At 29.1% G+C, this 18,876-nt stretch carries 21 protein-coding genes and 1 pseudogene; 9 read left to right on the top strand and 13 right to left on the bottom strand.

The features are described from left to right. Nucleotides 1-23: 23 nt before the first annotated feature. Nucleotides 24-843 (bottom strand): annotated as a pseudogene (locus tag KQ44_RS15575) (ElyC/SanA/YdcF family protein). A gap of 435 nt (nucleotides 844-1,278) precedes the next feature. On the opposite strand from KQ44_RS15575, the gene ilvB reads away from it, so the two are divergent. From ilvB to pgeF, 9 genes are all read left to right on the top strand, one after another. Continuing rightward, nucleotides 1,279-2,952: a biosynthetic-type acetolactate synthase large subunit gene (gene ilvB / locus KQ44_RS07380; RefSeq protein WP_096736871.1), complete on the top strand. Its 1,674-nt coding sequence runs from the start codon at nucleotides 1,279-1,281 to the stop codon at nucleotides 2,950-2,952. Nucleotides 2,953-2,971: 19 nt separating this feature from the next. Continuing rightward, nucleotides 2,972-3,499, top strand: a complete 528-nt coding sequence (ilvN, locus tag KQ44_RS07375) for an acetolactate synthase small subunit (protein WP_096736870.1) — start codon at nucleotides 2,972-2,974, stop codon at nucleotides 3,497-3,499. A gap of 35 nt (nucleotides 3,500-3,534) precedes the next feature. Next, complete coding sequence (gene ilvC / locus KQ44_RS07370) at nucleotides 3,535-4,527, top strand: ketol-acid reductoisomerase (RefSeq protein WP_346426134.1); 993 nt, start codon at nucleotides 3,535-3,537, stop codon at nucleotides 4,525-4,527. A gap of 343 nt (nucleotides 4,528-4,870) precedes the next feature. Then, entirely contained in the window at nucleotides 4,871-6,370 is a 1,500-nt protein-coding gene (locus tag KQ44_RS07365; RefSeq protein WP_096736868.1) for a 2-isopropylmalate synthase, read from the top strand. Nucleotides 6,371-6,438: 68 nt separating this feature from the next. After that, nucleotides 6,439-7,686, top strand: coding sequence for a 3-isopropylmalate dehydratase large subunit (leuC, locus tag KQ44_RS07360; RefSeq protein WP_096736867.1), 1,248 nt, complete (start codon nucleotides 6,439-6,441; stop codon nucleotides 7,684-7,686). Between the two features lie 44 nt (nucleotides 7,687-7,730). Beyond that, a complete protein-coding gene (gene leuD, locus KQ44_RS07355; protein WP_008727503.1) occupies nucleotides 7,731-8,219 on the top strand; it encodes a 3-isopropylmalate dehydratase small subunit in 489 nt (162 codons plus the stop codon). 6 nt (nucleotides 8,220-8,225) lie between these two features. Next, complete coding sequence (leuB, locus tag KQ44_RS07350; protein ID WP_096736866.1) at nucleotides 8,226-9,314, top strand: 3-isopropylmalate dehydrogenase; 1,089 nt, start codon at nucleotides 8,226-8,228, stop codon at nucleotides 9,312-9,314. Between the two features lie 143 nt (nucleotides 9,315-9,457). Further along, nucleotides 9,458-9,694, top strand: a complete 237-nt coding sequence (locus tag KQ44_RS07345) for a hypothetical protein (RefSeq protein ID WP_013114667.1) — start codon at nucleotides 9,458-9,460, stop codon at nucleotides 9,692-9,694. Further along, nucleotides 9,687-10,397, top strand: coding sequence for a peptidoglycan editing factor PgeF (gene pgeF, locus KQ44_RS07340; RefSeq protein WP_096736865.1), 711 nt, complete (start codon nucleotides 9,687-9,689; stop codon nucleotides 10,395-10,397). Before KQ44_RS07345 ends, pgeF begins: the two co-directional genes overlap by 8 nt. Nucleotides 10,398-10,836: 439 nt before the next feature. Here pgeF and KQ44_RS07335 read toward each other — a convergent pair whose 3' ends face one another. The 12 genes from KQ44_RS07335 to KQ44_RS14575 form a co-directional block, all read right to left on the bottom strand. Beyond that, nucleotides 10,837-11,334, bottom strand: coding sequence for an NAD(P)H-dependent oxidoreductase (locus KQ44_RS07335; RefSeq protein WP_096736864.1), 498 nt, complete (start codon nucleotides 11,332-11,334; stop codon nucleotides 10,837-10,839). Then, nucleotides 11,331-12,017, bottom strand: a complete 687-nt coding sequence (locus tag KQ44_RS07330; protein ID WP_096736863.1) for a DUF4405 domain-containing protein — start codon at nucleotides 12,015-12,017, stop codon at nucleotides 11,331-11,333. Before KQ44_RS07330 ends, KQ44_RS07335 begins: the two co-directional genes overlap by 4 nt. 45 nt (nucleotides 12,018-12,062) lie before the next feature. Further along, nucleotides 12,063-12,737, bottom strand: a complete 675-nt coding sequence (locus KQ44_RS07325; protein ID WP_096736862.1) for a flavodoxin — start codon at nucleotides 12,735-12,737, stop codon at nucleotides 12,063-12,065. A gap of 38 nt (nucleotides 12,738-12,775) precedes the next feature. Continuing rightward, the gene (locus tag KQ44_RS07320; protein ID WP_096736861.1) at nucleotides 12,776-13,609 is read right to left on the bottom strand and encodes an SDR family oxidoreductase; all 834 of its coding nucleotides are present in this window, start codon (nucleotides 13,607-13,609) and stop codon (nucleotides 12,776-12,778) included. Nucleotides 13,610-13,620: 11 nt separating this feature from the next. Beyond that, a complete protein-coding gene (locus KQ44_RS07315) occupies nucleotides 13,621-14,235 on the bottom strand; it encodes a flavodoxin (RefSeq protein ID WP_096736860.1) in 615 nt (204 codons plus the stop codon). Nucleotides 14,236-14,346: 111 nt separating this feature from the next. Further along, complete coding sequence (locus tag KQ44_RS07310) at nucleotides 14,347-14,784, bottom strand: cyclophilin-like fold protein (RefSeq protein WP_096736859.1); 438 nt, start codon at nucleotides 14,782-14,784, stop codon at nucleotides 14,347-14,349. Nucleotides 14,785-14,886: 102 nt separating this feature from the next. After that, nucleotides 14,887-15,444 (bottom strand): flavodoxin, encoded by a 558-nt coding sequence (locus tag KQ44_RS07305; RefSeq protein ID WP_096736858.1) that lies wholly within the window; start codon nucleotides 15,442-15,444, stop codon nucleotides 14,887-14,889. A 119-nt stretch (nucleotides 15,445-15,563) separates the two neighbouring features. Continuing rightward, a complete protein-coding gene (locus KQ44_RS07300; RefSeq protein WP_096736857.1) occupies nucleotides 15,564-16,406 on the bottom strand; it encodes a carboxymuconolactone decarboxylase family protein in 843 nt (280 codons plus the stop codon). A 19-nt stretch (nucleotides 16,407-16,425) separates the two neighbouring features. After that, nucleotides 16,426-17,271: an aldo/keto reductase gene (locus tag KQ44_RS07295; protein ID WP_096736856.1), complete on the bottom strand. Its 846-nt coding sequence runs from the start codon at nucleotides 17,269-17,271 to the stop codon at nucleotides 16,426-16,428. 113 nt (nucleotides 17,272-17,384) lie between these two features. Next, nucleotides 17,385-17,813 (bottom strand): cyclophilin-like fold protein, encoded by a 429-nt coding sequence (locus KQ44_RS07290; protein ID WP_096736855.1) that lies wholly within the window; start codon nucleotides 17,811-17,813, stop codon nucleotides 17,385-17,387. A 38-nt stretch (nucleotides 17,814-17,851) separates the two neighbouring features. Beyond that, nucleotides 17,852-18,373: a cupin domain-containing protein gene (locus KQ44_RS07285; RefSeq protein WP_096736854.1), complete on the bottom strand. Its 522-nt coding sequence runs from the start codon at nucleotides 18,371-18,373 to the stop codon at nucleotides 17,852-17,854. A gap of 141 nt (nucleotides 18,374-18,514) precedes the next feature. Continuing rightward, the gene (locus KQ44_RS14575; protein WP_205676556.1) at nucleotides 18,515-18,703 is read right to left on the bottom strand and encodes a hypothetical protein; all 189 of its coding nucleotides are present in this window, start codon (nucleotides 18,701-18,703) and stop codon (nucleotides 18,515-18,517) included. Nucleotides 18,704-18,876 lie beyond the last annotated feature (173 nt).

Genomic DNA, 18,876 nt, shown 5'->3' with positions numbered 1-18,876 from the left:
TTTATTTTTTTATTATTTATTTGTTATGATTTTATTTTTGATTTATCGAGTTTATTGCTTTTATTTATAATAGTATTTTCATGCTCTTCTATTTTTATAATGTCTCCATAGAATTTCGGAGGTCTGTTTAATATAATATCAATAAACATCAAAACCCTAGCTCCTATTTCTCTTGGAAATTGTCTTAATCTATATAGTTTTCGTACATTATGTGCATTATATGCTATTGCATCAATTTTTTTCTGCCTTGCTATAAGTATTGCTCTTTCATTGTGAAAAGGCTGAGAGACTATAGTAAAATTAGTTAGTTCAAAAACTTTATTAGCTCTTATAATGGAATCTCTAGTTCTAAACCCAGCAAAATCAAGAAATATATGTTTTTTATCTACGCCTAATTTTATTAGATCAAGACGCATTTGTCTAGGTTCATTGTAGGATCTGTGTCTGTTATCACCGCTTACAAGTATATACTTTACTTTTCCGCTTTTGTATAATTCATAAGCAGCATCCATTCTAAATTTGAAATACATATTTATTTTCCCATTATATAAATATTTACTTGTGCCAAGTACTAAGGCAACATCATTGTATGGTATTTTTTCTATAGAAGAGTATATATATTTTTTTTGAGTATAATGATACTGATAAATACAATGCTGATATAAAAAAAATAGAAAGTATTATAATTTCAGGTATAAATTTATATACGGATAAAAATATAAAAATGATATAATTAATAAATTTATTAAAAAAAGATTTGTTTTTAACAGTTTCTTTTATAAGAGATTTATTATTTTTTATTTCTAATATTTTTTTCTTGTATCTGTTTTTTAATATCTTCATAAATCCTGCATTATTAGCTTTATGAATTAGTATACTAAAATAATTTATATTGTCAATTATAATAAACATTAAAAGTTAATAAAAAAATTGTTTTTAAGTATTGCAATATTACTCAAAAATATTATAATATGTATCAAATATCGAAAGGAGAAAGAAGATGAAAATGTCACCTGCTTACAGTATGACCTATGATTCTGTTTTTATTAAACAAATCTCATCTGCAATTAATTTTAATAATTCTAATAAATCAATAAAAAATATTATTCTCAATATTCTCCTCTCTATTCTTGTCAATATCCTGTTATAATTAATCCAATATCTAAAAATATAATACAATTTTATTTAAGTTAACATAGTTTTATAATAAAGTTTCTATGAATAGAAATACCAATGATAAAATTTAAAAAGGCTATAAAATAATTTAAGGAGTTTGTTATGAAGTTGAATGGTTCAGAAATAATAATGGAAGTTTTAATAGAAGAAGGGGTAGACACTGTATTCGGATATCCGGGCGGTGCAGCTTTATTTATATATGATGCTATCTATAAATATAGAGATAAAATAAAACATATAATGCCTGTAGATGAAGTAGGGGCATGTCATGCTGCTGACGGTTATGCCAGAGCAAGCGGAAAAACAGGTGTTGTAATTGCTACAAGCGGACCTGGAGCTACTAATTTGGTAACACCTTTAGCTACTGCTTATATGGACAGTGTACCTTTAGTTGCAATAACAGCTAATGTTCCTGAAAGTTTGATAGGAAAAGATTCATTTCAGGAAGTTTTTATTGCAGGTATAACAATGCCTATAACTAAACATAATTTTGTTGTCAGAGATATCAATGAACTTGCAAACACTATAAGAAAAGCATTTGTAATAGCAAATAATGGAAGAAAAGGACCTGTTTTAATAGATATACCAAAAAATTTCACATTGGCAGAAACAGAGTTTATTAAAAGAGAAAAGTTTTCTCCAAAACAAGCAGAGATAAGTGCAGAAGATGAAAAAACTATAGAGTTAGTTGCAAAATTAATAAATGAATCTAAAAGACCTATTATATATTTTGGAGGTGGGGCAAAAGACTCAAGCAATAAATTAAGAGAGTTTATGATTAATTCTAATATACCTTCAGTACATACATTAATGGGGGCTGGAGTATTAGGATATAATGAAAAATTGAACATAGGACTTTTAGGAATGCATGGATCTGCTACTGCAAATAAAGTAATGAATGAAGCCGATTTGATACTTGCTGTAGGTACAAGATTCAGCGACAGAGTTGCTTTAAATACTTCTAAATTTGGAGGAGTTGCTAAAAAGATTCATATAGATATTGACAGAAGCGAGATTAATAAGAATGTTAATGTTGATTACAGTATAATTGGTGATTTGAACGATGTATTAGATAGATTTAATAAATTAGTAAAAAGAGTAGATGATGATGAATGGGTAAAATATCTATCAGACTTAAGAGCTAAAGAGATGAAAGAGGATTCTGACAGGAATACCAATAAAGACGGAATTTATCCTAGTAAGGTTATGGATATAATAGGAGAAAAAACTAAAGACGAGGCTATTTATGTTACAGATGTAGGTCAGCATCAAATGTGGGCTGTTCAGTATATAAGGCATACTAAACCTAGAAGTTTTATAACGAGCGGAGGTTTGGGTACTATGGGATTCGGATACGGTGCTGCTTTAGGCTGTCAGTTTGCTAAACCAGATAGAAGAGTAATACATATAACAGGGGATGGCTCTTTTTATATGAACTTAAATGAAGTAGCTACTGCTGTTGAATATGAATTGCCTGTTATAACAATAATACTCAATAACAGTACATTAGGTATGGTTAGACAATGGCAGACTATATTTTATGATAAAAGATATTCAAGTACTGATATAAATAAAAAAATGGATTATGTAAAAGTTGCAGAAGGTTTTGGAGCCAAAGGTTTTCGATGTGAAACTATAAAAGAATTTGAAGAGGCTTTTGAAGAGGCTTTAAAATGTAAATGTCCTGTATGGATAGAATGTATTATAGATAAAGATTTAAGAGTTTTGCCTATGATACCAGCTGGCGGAACTATAGATGATATAATAGTAGATTAATAAATATTAGGAGTAAAAAATGGATAAGAAAGAAAGAAGAGTTTTAGTTTTATTTGTAGACAATAGTGCTGGGGTATTAAATAGAATAACTTTATTATTTAGTCAAAAGGGTTTTAATATAGAAACTATTACATGTTCTGTAACTTGTGTTCCTAGTATTTCAAGAATGACTATAGTTACGGAAGGTGATGATTCACATATAAATCAGATTATTAAGCAGACTTCAAAACTTATAGAAGTTCATTCTGTTCATTTAATAGATCATTCTAATAATATAATAAGAGATTTGCTTTTAGTAAAAATAGAAATTAATAATAGTAACAGACGTAAAGCCTGCGATATAACTAATTCATATAATGGGCTTATACTTGATATTGGAAATAAAAGCATTACAGTAGAAATAACGGCACCTTCTTCTATAATAGATGGATATTTAGAAGCATTAAAAGACTTTAATATTTTAGAGCTTTCAAGAACAGGTGTAACATCTATACAGCTTGGCGATGATGTTCCAAATATGAATATAATCAATAATTTTGAATATTAATAAATATAAAAAAGAAAAAAGGAGAAATTAAAATGATAAAAAAATATTATGATGCTGATTGTAATCTAGGAGTACTAGACGGTAAAACTATAGCTATAATGGGATACGGCAGTCAGGGACATGCTCACGCTCAAAACTTAAAAGACAGCGGTATGAACGTTATAGTAGGACTTAGAAAAGACAGTGCTAACTGCAAAAAAGCAGAAGAAGCAGGTTTTAAGGTAATGGAAGTAGAAGAGGCTGCTAAGGCTGCTGATATAGTTATGATGCTTGTACCAGATGAAGTAGCTGCTGATATATATAATAGTCAGGTAGCTCCTCATATGAAAGAAGGAAATGTACTTATGTTTGCACATGGATTTAATATCCATTTCCATTTTGTAATGCCAGCTGATAATATAGATGTTATTATGGTTGCTCCAAAAGGACCTGGACACACTGTAAGAAGTCAGTATTTGGAAGGAAGAGGTGTTCCTAGTTTGATAGCAGTTTATCAGGATAAAAGCGGAAGAGCAAAAGATTATGCTTTAGCTTATGCTTCTGGAATAGGTGCAGGACGTGCTGGTATATTAGAAACTACATTCAGAGAAGAAACAGAAACTGATTTATTCGGGGAGCAAGCTGTATTATGCGGCGGCGTTACAGAATTAATGAAAGCTGGTTTTGATACTTTAGTAGAAGCAGGATATGAACCAGAAATGGCTTATTTTGAATGTATACATGAAATGAAATTAATCGTTGATTTAATATATTCTGGCGGTTTTGCTATGATGAGATATTCTATTTCAAATACTGCTGAATACGGCGATTACAGAACTGGAAGAAGAATGATAACTGAAGAGACTAGAAAAGAAATGAAAAAAGTATTAAGAGAAATACAAGACGGTACTTTTGCAAGCGAGTTTATTCAGGAGTTTAGTGCAGGACGCAAAGCTAAATTTAATGCTACTAAAAGATTAGAAAGAGAGCATAAATTAGAAAAAGTCGGTGCAGAATTAAGAAAAATGATGAGTTGGATTAAAAAATAATAATATATGCTGAAAATTTTTAAGTTTGTAATTTTTTATTCAACTTTTTCTCACCGCACACCACTGACGGAATTCGTAAAATGCAGTTCTTTCGCTGCAGGCGGGCTGTGCCTGTACCACGCCTGCCTATGGCACGGACAGTGTCCAAAAGAACTGGGGTTACTGACACCAAAGGTGGACTTCGTCGGCATGCAGAGCGGGGGCAAAGCCCCGCAAATATTTTGAATTTAAAAAATATTTTTTGACAAACTATAGTTGTTTAGTTATATATTATAATAAATATTTTTTATAATCCAAAGCATCTTTAGTTATAAATGATGTTTTTATTATAAGGGTTTTAACAATGAGAAAGATTAAGATTTTTGATACTACTTTAAGAGATGGAGAACAATCTCCTGGTTGTACTATGAATTTAGAAGAAAAATTAGAGATGGCATCCGAGCTTGATAAATTAGGCGTTGATGTTATAGAGGCTGGTTTTGCTATATGTTCTGATGATGACTTTAATGCTATAAGAGAAGTAAGCAAGGTTGTAGAAAATGCTAAGCTAGCTAGCTTGGCAAGATGCAATAAAAAAGATATAGATAGAGCCTATGAAGCACTTGCTGAGGCTAAACACCCGATGCTTCATACTTTTATAGCTACAAGTGATATACATTTAAAGCATAAATTAGAGATGACCAGAGAGCAGGTATTGGAAACAATAAAAGAATCTGTTTCTTATGCTAAAACAAAATTTGAGTTTATAGAGTTTTCTGCTGAAGATGCTTCAAGAAGTGATAAAGACTTTTTAGTTCAGGCATATTCAGCAGCCATAGAAAATGGAGCTACTACAATCAATGTTCCAGACACTGTAGGATATACTACTCCTTTAGAAATGGCTGAACTTATTAAGTATTTAAAAGCTAATGTTAAGGGTATAGATAATGTTGATATATCTGTGCATTGTCATGACGATTTGGGACTTGGTACTGCTAATTCTTTATCGGCTGTTTTGGCTGGTGCTACTCAGGTGGAATGTACTATTAATGGTATAGGAGAGCGTGCGGGTAATACTAGTTTGGAAGAAATTGTAATGGGTATTAAAACCAGAAAAGATTTTTATAATGCTTATACTGATGTTAATACAAAACGTATTTATAAAATTTCAAAATTATTATCTACTATATCAGGTATGGTAGTTGCTCCTAATAAGGCTATAGTTGGTGCTAATGCTTTTGCTCATGAGGCTGGCATTCATCAGCATGGAGTATTAAAAGAACGTTCTACTTATGAGATTATGAATGTTGAAGATATAGGAATACCTCAGAATAAAATGGTATTGGGTAAACATTCTGGAAAGCATGCTTTTAAAGACAGAATAGAATCTTTAGGTTATGATATTGATGATAAGACTTTGGAAGAGGCTTTTATCAAGTTTAAGAACTTAGCAGATAAGAAAAAAATAGTTACTGATACTGATATAGAGGCTTTGCTAATAGGAAATAATGCTAGTATAGAAAACCCTATGTATACTTTAAAAAGTTTTATGGTTAATGACAGCGATTCTATATCATCTTTTGCTTCAGTATCTATACTTGACAATAAAGAAAACATTGTTGAGGCTATAGGTAAAGGAAACGGTCCTATAGATGCAGCATTTGGAGCTATAGATTCTCTTACTTCAAATAGAGCTAAATTGGTTAATTACAGTATTAATGCTATTACAGAGGGAGAAGATGCTTTGGGAGAGGTTATTGTCAGATTGTCTTCTGATGATAAAACAGTTATAGGAAGAGCAGTTAGTACAGATATTATAGAGGCCAGTTTGATGGCTTATATTAACGGCTTGAATAAATTATAATAAATATATAATAGGGCTTATACGATTAAAATATTGTAAAAGCCCTTTTTTAATTTAAGGATAAAATTATGACTATTACTCAAAAAATTTTAGCAGCACATGCAGGTGTTGATAAGGTTGAAGCAGGCGAGCTTATTATGGTTAAAACTGATTTGGTTTTAGGAAATGATATAACAAGTCCTGTTGCAATTAATGAATTTGAAAAATACGGTTTTGATAAGGTTTTTGATAAAGAAAAAATAGCTTTGGTTATGGATCACTTTGCTCCTAATAAAGATATTAAAGCTGCAGAACAATGCAAACAATGCAGAGATTTTGCAAATAAATATGATATTACCAACTACTATGATGTAGGCGATATGGGAGTTGAGCATGCTCTTTTACCAGAAAAAGGATTAGTTGCTCCAGGAGAGGTTATAATAGGTGCTGATTCTCATACTTGTACTTACGGAGCTTTTGGGGCTTTTTCTACAGGTGTTGGAAGCACTGATATGGCTGCTGCTATGGCTACAGGTCAGGTTTGGTTTAAGGTGCCTTCTGCTATTAAATTTAATCTTAAAGGTAAATTAAAGCCAAATGTATCTGGTAAAGATGTTATACTTCATATTATAGGTATGATAGGTGTTGACGGTGCTTTATATAAATCTATGGAGTTTAGAGGAGAAGGTGTTTCATCTCTTACTATGGACGATAGGGCTTGTATTGCTAATATGGCTATTGAGGCAGGTGCTAAAAACGGAATATTTGAAGTAGATAATCAAACTATAGAATACTTAAAAGATATAGTAAAAAGAGATTATACTATTTTTAAAGCTGATGATGATGCGGTATATGAAAAAGAATATGATATTGATTTATCTTCAATAGAGCCTACAGTAGCTTGTCCTCATTTACCAGAAAACACAAAAGATGCTAAAGAATTAAAAGATATAAAAGTTGATCAAGTTGTTATTGGTTCTTGTACTAATGGAAGATTGTCTGATATGGCTACTGCTGCAAACATCTTAAAAGGAAAGAAAATAGCTAAAAATGTAAGATGCATAATTATACCAGCTACTCAGAAAGTATATAAAGAATGCATAAAATTAGGCTATATGGATATATTTATTGATGCAGGCTGTGCAGTATCTACTCCTACTTGCGGACCTTGTTTAGGCGGATATATGGGAATACTTGCCCATGATGAGGTTGCTGTTACTACAACTAATAGAAACTTTGTAGGAAGAATGGGAGATAAAACTTCTAAAGTATATTTAGCTAGTCCAGCTACTGCTGCATACAGTGCTTTGACTGGATATATAACAGAGCCTAAATAATGATTATAACAAATGATTATAATAAAATAGGAGAGATTAAGTAAATGAAAGCTAGAGGTTTCGTTCATAAATATGGAAATAATGTTGATACTGATGTTATTATTCCAGCAAGATATTTAAATACTGCAAATCATAAAGAGTTAGCAGCTCATTGTATGGAAGATATTGATAAAGATTTTGTAAGCAAGGTAAAGAAAGGCGATATAATGGTAGGAGGAGAGAATTTCGGATGCGGTTCTTCAAGAGAGCATGCTCCCATTGCCATTAAAGAATCTGGTATATCCTGCGTTATAGCTTCTTCTTTTGCCAGAATATTTTACAGAAACTCTATTAATATAGGGCTTGCAATACTTGAATGCGAAGAGGCAAGCAAAAAAATAGATAATGGAGATGAAGTTGAAGTTGATTTTGACAGCGGCGTTATAACAAATATTACTAAAAATGAAAGCTATAAAGCAGAGCCTTTCCCAGAGTTTATTAAAAATATCATTAACTCTAATGGGCTTTTGAACTCTATAAAGAATAAGGGGTAATTATTTATGGAAAAAAATATTGTTGTTATTAAAGGAGATGGAGTAGGTCCTGAAATAGTAGACAAAGCTATTGATGTATTAAATAAAATAGCTGAAAAATATTCTCATAAGTTTAATTTAGAATATGTTGATATGGGAGGCTGCTCCATTGATAAATACGGAGTTCCTCTTACTGATGAAAATTTAGAAAAATGTATTAAGTCTGATTCTGTGCTTTTAGGTTCTGTTGGAGGTCCTAAATGGGATAAAGTAGCTCCAGAAAACAGACCAGAAAGAGGTTTATTAAAACTTCGTAAAGGTATGGGATTATATGCCAATATAAGACCTATAAAAATATTAAAATCTTTAGAATATGCTTCTCCTCTTAAAGAAAGTATATGTAAAGATGTAGTTGATTTTGTTATTGTAAGAGAGCTCACAGGAGGCGTATATTTTGGTGAGCATAAATTTGAAGTAGTTAATGGAGTAAGACAGGCAACTGATCTTATGGTTTATAAAGAAGATGAGATATTAAGAATAGGAAAAGTAGCTTTTGATTTGGCTAGAAATCTTAAAAAACCTTTAACTTCTGTAGATAAAGCCAATGTTCTTCATACTTCAAAATTATGGCGTGAAATTATGAATAATCTCTCTAAAGAATACAGCGATGTTCAGTATAATGACATGTATGTTGATAATGCTGCTATGCAGATAACTGCTAATCCTTCGCAGTTTGGAGTTATAGTTACAGAAAATATGTTTGGAGATATACTTTCTGATGAGGCAAGTATTATAAGCGGTTCTATAGGAATGGCTCCTTCTGCTAGTCTTTCTGACGGATCTGTTGGTATGTATGAGCCTATACATGGTTCTGCTCCTGATATTGCAGGTAAGGATTTGGCTAATCCTATAGGTACTATACTTTCTCTTGCTATGATGTTCAGATATTCTTTTGGTATGTTTAATGAAGCAGAAGCCATAGAAGATGCCGTTTATAAGGCTATAGATGAAGGATATAGAACTGCTGATATTATGCCTAAACATAATATGATGACTTATTTGTATAAACAGGTAAGATGTTCTGAAATGGGTGATATTATAGTATCTAATATATAATAAGTTTGTAAATATAAATTATTGCAGTAATTATGATTTTATTTTTAATTACTGCAATAATTATTATTCAATTATACTTGACAATCGTTTTATAATGTACATAATAGATAATATGATATTAAATAATTGAGGACTTTAGGGAAGTGGAATACAGCGATAAAGACATCATTTTAGAACTACAGGAAGATAATAAACTGCTTTCTTCTAAAATTGATATTTATAAAGAAGAGATAAATGAATTAAAACAAAAACTAGAGTATGCCCAAAAATTTTTTACTTTATATGAAAATATTATGGAACAATCAAGAAATGAAACTAAAGAATTAACTAATAGGGTAAAAGAATTGGAAGCTGAGATAAAAAGGCTTAAAAATGCCTGATATTTTTTATCCTTCAAAAAATGATAACATATATATAGCAGTACTTGCCAAAGGTGCAAATATTGAAGCTAAATATGTGACTATCGAATACAGAAGAAAAAAAGAAGATGAGTTTTTTAAGTATATAAATCTTGATATAAATAAATCCATTTTTATGCGTCAAGTTCATCAGGTAAATATAGAAAAGATAGATGAAAATAATATTAATAAGTTTGGCGGAAGAGAAAAACTTGTTGAAAATACCGATGCTTTAATAACAAATCTTAAGAATGTACCTTTAGTTGTACAGACAGCAGACTGTGCTCCTGTTATTATATATTGTAATAAAACAAAGTCTATGGCTGCTGTTCATTCCAGTTGGAAAGGAACACGCGATAAAATAGTACCGAAAACTATTGAATTAATGATAAAAGAATATAATGCTGAACCTTCAAAAATGTATGTTTATATTGCTCCTTATATAGCTTTAAAAAATTATGAAGTTGGTGAAGAGGTTGCTGTACATTTTAATAATAAAACTATGATTAACAATAGATGGCATTTTGATAATGGTCTTGAAATAAGAGATCAGATGATTAATTTAGGCGTTTTAAAAGACAATATAGAAATTTCTTCACTCAATACTTATGATAAAGAGTTTTATTCTTATAGGCGTGATGGTGTACAGGTGGGGAGAATGATTACTGTTGGGGTTATTCTTTAGTTTTTAATAAAAATATTATATATAAACAATTATATTTGTCAATTTTTATATTTTTGTAAATTTATTATTAACTTTTTTATCTGACCTTGTTAAAGCTGCTGGCATACATAATGACTTCATTTGCAAGACTGATAGTGTAATCAAGTATGGTTTTGCTATAATACTCTGTGTGCTTCATACGGCAGCTATAAATAATAATGTTAATAGGCTTGTTTCAAAACTAATTTTATTTATTAATTGTGGGGACTAGCACCCACGCCACCACTTATTTTGCCGTCTAGGCACCTACTCAGTGGTGACCCAAAGAAGCAGGCACAGCCCGTAGTCGCGAAAGACTGCATATTTATATACCAAATGTAAAACATAATATTTATAATTTTATACTAATCTTATCAAGTAGTTTTGAAACAATCCTAATTATGAAATAACTTTATTAATTTTATCTTAAATACTTATGATATTCATTTATATCTAAATTATCAGAATTAGCATGATATATACATAATGGATTTTCTACTCTTAAGCCTAAATATTTAAAACTTGTTGTTATAGGAGATAGTATAGTGTTAATACCAAACTCCAAAGAATCATAAAAAGATTTTTCTCCGCCTGCTGTAGTAATTATTTGAAAAGTTTTACCTTCTAAACATTTGCTTTCACTTCCATAAAGTATATCGGTTAAAACAGTATCCTCCCATTCTTTTAGTAGGCTCGGAGTGCTGAACCAAAATAATGGAAATTGAAATACTATTTTTTCATGTTCCTTTAATAAAGATATTTCTGATTTTACATTGTCTTTACTTATTTTATTATCTTTATATGTTTCATTTAAATTATGAATTGTGATATCTTTAAAATCTTTTATTGATTCTAATAGTTTACGATTAACTTTTGAGTTATTCCAATAGGTATGTGAAAAAATTATAAGTGTTTTCATTTTCTTTTCTCCTTTGATATATTAATTTTTATTTTATTATTATTTTTTCTAATTTTTGGTAAATAGTAGCTTATAAATATGAATAAACCCATTATAGATAAATAATCCGTAAAGAAAAGTATTACAGGCTCTTCATAATTAAAAAAAGCAAACTCTACAAGCAAAAACATTTTATTATATAATTCTCTTTTTATAAATGAAATAATACCATATACAGCAATTAATGAAGCTATTATTAATGCTGTTTGTTTTTTTATATTGATAAACTTCTTACTCATATTGATAAACATACCCCAATGCATTCCCAAATGTGCCGACATAAATATAAATCCCCAAGAGCTTGAAATCATATGAAGGCGTCTTGTAAACATTCCGCTGTTATGAATATTCAAAAATCCAAGTACCCTTTGAGAAAATAATATTCCGCTTATCATTAATCCTATCATACATAAAAAAAGCATAGTATTAATAAATGTACTTAAAACTCTATTAAAACTATATTTTCCTTTAGGCAAGTTTTTATACCAATTAAAATTAAGTATATGATGAAGTATAAAAAATATAAAAAGAAGAAAACCCAAATATTCATGTACGGCATCTCCAGTGAAATGATATGCCATCAAAATAAAAAATAGTAAAGTCATTATTATATCTACTGTTATTTTTATTATTTTTTTAGTCATATATATTTTTACTCCTTTTTATATTATTATATTCATCATAATTTCTTAATAATCCAACTTTCTAAGCCAATCTAAAACCTTATTTTTTGATGTTTTTACCTCTGGTCTGTATATTCCTATAGGCTCTAATACTTTGCAGTCATCTGGAAGTAAGTTTTTTAAATCTCTTATAGTTCTTGCGAGTCCTCCTGTTCCATGCGTACAAAATGGTATTATAGTTTTTCCAGATAAATCATAGCTTTCAACGAATGTAAAAACTGCCATAGGGCAAGTATACCACCAATTAGGAAAGCCTAAAAATATAACATCATAATCATCTATATTACTAATTTTTTCAGTAAGTCTTGGTCTTTCATTGTTATCCCTTTCTTTTCTAGCTTGATTAAGACATTCATCGTAATCGCTTGAATATTTATTTTGTGTTTTTATGCTGAATAAATCGCCTCCTGTTTCTTCTTGTATCCAGCCTGCAATTAACGCAGCATTTCCGATAGGAAGCACGCTTGCAGAAGTTTCAGCATCTGGGTCTATAGATGAAGGATTTTCCACTACAGTATTATCTGCCCAAGTAAAATATGCTATTAATATTTTTGAATTGCTTTGAGTATAATTAATATTAACATAATTATTTGTATAATTATTTGTATCTTCTTTATTATTAGAAGTATTATTACTGCATGATATTATAATTAATAAAAGTAAAAATATTAAATTTCTCATATAACCTCCTTAAATATTATTTTTTAATAATATTCATATTATTTATTATTTGATAATTCTCCATACCACCAAGAAGCTGTTACACCTCCGTCCATAAGAAAATCACTTCCAGAAATAAAAGACCCTCTATCACTCATTAAAAGTTCAGCTACATTTGCTACATCATCTGGAGTTCCTGCTCTTTTTGAAGGGCAAAGTTCAAGCATTTTTCTGTAGCTTTCTCCTCTTGGTCCGTTTAATTCATCATTGGCTAAAGGTGTAATTATTATACCGGGACTTATTGAATTTAATCTTGCTCCTCTTTTACCCCAATTCCCAGATTCATACATTACTCTTAAACAATTACATCTTTTTGATAATTGATATGCCTTTAAAGTATCTGCTGCTTTATCAAGTATAGGCAAAGATAATAATTTTTCAGTAGGAGTAGTTGCGAGTATTTTATTTTCTTCATCTGTCAAAGAACCTAAACGGTAGCCAGATTGCGAAGATATTGTTACGCCGCTTCCTCCTTCTTCTATTACTTTTCCAAACTCTTCAAGAAGTACAGCTGTTCCGTATAAATCAACTTTTAAAATATCCTCAATAGATGCTTGAGACGGCGAAACTCCTGCAGCATTAACAAAATATTTTATTTTTCCAAAACTTTTTGCAAAATCAATAAGTTTTAATATAGATTCTCTTGAAGAAATATCTGTTTCATATACAGAAGTTTGAAATCCTGCATTATATAATATTTGAGATTCTCTTTCAGCATTTTTTATGTTCAAATCTGCAAGTACTATATGCTTTCCTATTCCCATTCTTCTGGCTATTGCAATTCCTATAGAACCAGAACCTGTTAAAACAAATACATCTTTTTTATTGTTCATTTTTATTCTCCTTAATTATTTATTTTTAAATTTCTTATCCAAGATTTTATTCTATCGTCCTCGTATTGTATATTAGAAGCGTTTAATGCCAAGCCATCTAGTATATTGGCATTTTTTATCATGTTTCTAATAGTATTATATGATCTTCCAGCACCGTATCCATCATGAGTACAAAATGGGACTATAGTTTTTGATGATAAATTATAATCTCTTATAAATGAACGCACTGCCATTGGTACATCAGTTGCCCATACAGGATATCCTATAAAAATAGTATCATATTTGTTTATATCAATATTTAATGGCTTTATTTTCGGAAAATAATTGTTACGCATCTCTTCATGATTTTTATCCACTAAATCATCAAAGTTGTCAGTGTATTTATCAACTGTTTCTATTAATCTTATATCAGCATTTAATTCATTTTTTATTATATTAGCAGCATATTCTGTAGTACCTACTCTGTTGTTATTAGCTATAATGCTTGCTGAAGTTGAGGCATCTATATTATCTTTAAACAAAGTGTTTCCTACTCTTGAAAAATAAACAATCAGAATTTTTGAATTCTGTCCATACCCTATGCATGTAAATACTAGATAAAGCATTATAATAATATATTTTTTCATGTACACTCCTTTTATAATAAAATTAATTTCTATGTTTTATAAATGTATTGTCAGCTTTCGCAGAGCGAAGGCGGTAAAAGAATAACAAAAAATTTACAAACTTAAAAATTGTCAGTATAAACTAAAAGTTATATCTGCTATCCTTTCTCCGTTGTTATATAAATCATGAAAAATACTTAAGTCTGATGTAACTTTTCCAATTGGTATAACTTCCATAGTAAGATTAGGATTAGATGACTGTGAGTAGAATATGGCAAGTGAATTATTTCTGGCACAGTATGTTATATCTCCATTTTGAAAATTTAATTGTCCTTTTGTTACATTTTTGGGTTTATAATCTATTGAGCCGTAATATTCTCTGCTGCCATAACCTACCATAGAAACAGTAATTGGAAATATATTCATTATCTCTTTTGATAGTTCTGTATCATAAATAACTCCTTCCAATACTTGATTGTTTATAGTAATTTTGATTTTTGTATTATTATTGTTTTGAGCATTACATAGACTAAAGAATATAAAAAACATCATTATACTAATTTTTTTCATAATATATAAACTCCGTAATTAATTTTATTATTATTTATTTTTTACTTGCTTTCAGTTAAAAAATATTTACTAATTTATCAACTGAAAGCAAGTTTACAATTTTTATAGTATGTTTATATTTTGAAGCCATGTTCTTATATTATTTTCTGAGCCATTGACACCTCTTCCAGATATACTTAAATGATTTAATATCTCAGAGTTAGGGCATAAAGTTTTTATATCATTTAAACTTCTTCCCATACCGCCTCCTCCATGTGTGCATAAAGGAGCTATTTTTTTACCGCTGAAATTATGAGTTTGTAATAATTGTTTTACTGCCTGAGGAATAGTACCCCACCAATTAGGATAACATAATATTACAGTGTCATAGTTAGCCAAATTATCTATATTAGCACTTAATCTAGGTAAAACATTATTATTTAATTCATCTCTTGCCTGATTTATAGTTTCATTATAATCAGTAGGGTAGTTTTCTGCGGTTTTTAGTTCGAACATATCTGCCTGTGTCAGGTTCTTTATCATATTGGCAGCTGTTCTGGTGTTTCCTCCCCAAGAGAAATACACTATTAAAGTTTTTGAGCTTTGAGCGTATAAACCTCCTATTAATAATGTTGATGAAATAAGTGCATACATTAATATTGTTTTGATAATTTTTCTCATATTTAAACTCTCCTTTTAATTAATTTTTTCATTAGATTTTATAAAAAATGTATAGTTATTTTGCATTTTTATTTATGTTATTATCAATGTATATAATAAGTATTATTCTTATTTATTTTTTATTGTATATTGTTAATTACAGTTATAGCATTCAATGTTCTTGGGTATCCTATATAAGGAAGACATTGAGTTACAGCTTCTATCAACATATCTCTTGTGTTTCCCATCGCCATATTAGCATTTGCATGTGCTATAGCCTGAGGTTCAGCACCTCCCAAAGATATTATCATTATGAATGTTAAAAGCTCTCTTGTTTTTAAATCCAAACCTGTTCTAGTATAGAAATCTCCGAAACAGTTAGCTGATAAATAGTTCTGAATATGTTTTTGATTAGGAGCCGCATTTGAATGAGCAGTGAGTATTGCATTTCCAAATATGCTTACCTGAGTTTCTAATCCTATATCAAATCTTGTTTCTTCTGTAACAGTTGATTGAGATTCTATAGGAAGTGATATATTTTTTGCTTTAAAAACTTCATTTGCTTTTTCTAATGCAGCAAATACTCTTGGAAAACCTACATAAGGCGAACATTGATATAATGCCTCTTTTATCTCTATAGGTGTAACTCCTACATTTAAAGCTATTTCTACATGATCTTTTATAAAGTCAGTTCCTTGCGAAGCTGTTAAAGAAACTAATGTTACAAGCTCTCTTAATTTTGCATCTAATGATCCATGATTATAAACTTCGCCGTATAAAAAGTTATTGAATATACTTTCTAATTCTTCATCATTGGGTTTTGTAGAAGCGGCATCTCTTTTTAATAATTCATTATATTTACTGTTTGCTTTTTCTGTCATAGTTAAATTTTCTCCTTTGATATTGGTATTATTGTTTGCCTGACAAGATAATATTGTCATTAATAAGAATATTGATAAACTTAATTTTAATATTTTTTTCATTTAATAATCTCCTTATATTTTAATATTTCATATTTAATAATTTTTTTATAAACTTTTCATCTTCATTGAGAAATATTATATTTTTATTATTGTCTAAAGTTTTTATAAGATTCATATCATTATCATCTAATATAAAATCAAATATTTTAGAGTTTTCTATTATTCTATCTTTATTAACACTTTTTGGTATAATAGGTATATTTCTTTGAGTAAGCCATCTTAAAATAACTTGAGCAGCAGTTTTGTTATATTTTTTTCCTATGCTTTTTAATATTTCATTATTGAAAATATTATTACTGCCTTCTGCTAAAGGACCCCAAGATTCTAATGTAATATTATATTCTTCCATTAATTCTTGGTCTTCCCATCTTTGAAAAAATGGATGAGTTTCTATTTGATTAATAGCTGGAATTATTTTATGATTATATACAAAATCAATTAATCTTTCTTTATAGAAGTTGCAAACCCCTATGGCTTTTATATGTCCTGCTTCGTATAATTCTTCCATTGCTTTCCAAGCGGAATAATAATTACCAAAAGGCATATGGATCAAATATAAATCTAAATAATCTAATCCTAATTTTTCCATAGATATTTGAAATGCTTTTTTTGCCTTATCATAATCCGCATCTTGTATCCATAATTTTGTTGTTATGAACATCTCTTTTCTATCTATACCGCTTTCTTTTATAGCATCTCCTACCGCTTTTTCATTCATATATATAGATGCTGTATCTATGTGTCTGTAGCCAGCTTCAATAGCGTAAAGACATGATTTTTTGCATTCTTCGTAATTATCTATTTGGTATACTCCAAATCCAAGAATAGGCATTTCAACACCATTATTCAATTTTATATTATTCATAATCTCTCCATTTTTACTATACATAAATTATTTTTTTATTTTAGCATTAGAGTTTACTCCAATGTCAATAGCAAAATTCTAATTTTTTATTTAATTTTATAAATTAATAATTTTTAATTTGCTTTCTCTATACGAATTTCAAAATCTCCTTTTATATTTGAAAGTTTTGATATATCAGAAATATTTTCAAATCTTCCTAAATAAATTAAATTATTTGAATACCTGAAATTTTTATAAAATATAGCCAAATTACCCCAAGGAGAATAATAAGTTATATCACCTGCTTTTGGAGTTATACCATCTGGTTCATTTTGAGTATTTAGTTTTTTACTCAAATATGATATTTTCTCTGTATCATTAAAATCTTCAATCTTCAAATTCATAGGCAGAAGTGATAAAAAATCATTTCCAGCATTTGAATTTGTTATTAAAGCATAAATTTCATTATCATTAAATGTTAATTTTATTTTTGTGTTTTGTGTAAAAGCGTTCATTGTAAATATACTCAATATAAGTAATATAAAAGTAATAGTATTTTTCATAAATAAATCTCTAGTAAAAATATTTTTATTGTATATTATTAATTAGTATAGCTGTAATATTCCTCATCAGTAACATGTTCCATCCAAGTAACATTGTTGCCATTAGAATCACCTGTTATAGCAACATGTTTCATATAAGAATTTGGAGAAGCACCATGCCAATGTTTAACATTTGAAGGGCAGTATAAAATATCTCCTGCTCTAAACTCTTGAATAGGTTTTCCTTCTTCCTGAGTAAGTCCTATACCTTCAACTACTATTAAATGCTGTCCAGCTGGGTGAGTATGCCATGCACTTCTTGCTCCTGCCTGAAACGTAACATAGGCTACTGAGAATTTAGATGTTTCATTAGGTGCTGCTATACTTTCAACTTCAACATCGCCTGTAAAATAGTCTGCTGAACCTTTATATTTCTGACCTTCTCCATTTTTTGTCAATACTGTTTCTGTTGGTGATTTTGCATATTCATAACCGTTTGAAACCTCTTTATTTCCTGCATTACATGATATAGCAGTAAATATTATTGATAAAGTAAAAGTAATTAGTAAATATTTTTTCATTTTCTCTCCTTATTTGTAAAAAATGTTTTCTGATTATAGCATTAGAGTTCACTCCAATGTCAATATATAATTATGAGAAATTGAAAAAATTTTTATTAAATTTTTTAGTTATTGTTTTATTTAAAAACTATTTAATGCTTATTAAGCAGTTTTTTTCTCAGCATTAATTTTGTTTATTTTTATTCTTATGATTATTCCTATCAATGCTATTATGAATGTAATAAACAATGCATGATATAAATTTAATTTTACATCATATTTTAAAAAACTTATATTGCTGAATTTGTATGCTAAATCTATTAATAGTGAAGAGCAAAATTCTACTGTCAAAGCAGGATAAACTGATATGGGACTAAATATTATATATGAAACTATGGTTATTATTGATGATGAAAGTATTATAAACGATAAAGGCACTGCAAATATATTAGCTATTATAGAAGTTAGATTTAATATTGAAAAAATGATATATGCTCAGTGGAAGAACTATTATAAGAGCGAAT

Source organism: Brachyspira sp. G79, assembly GCF_002379365.1.
Taxonomy (GTDB): domain Bacteria; phylum Spirochaetota; class Brachyspiria; order Brachyspirales; family Brachyspiraceae; genus Brachyspira.
This window is presented reverse-complemented; position numbering and strand designations above follow the sequence as displayed.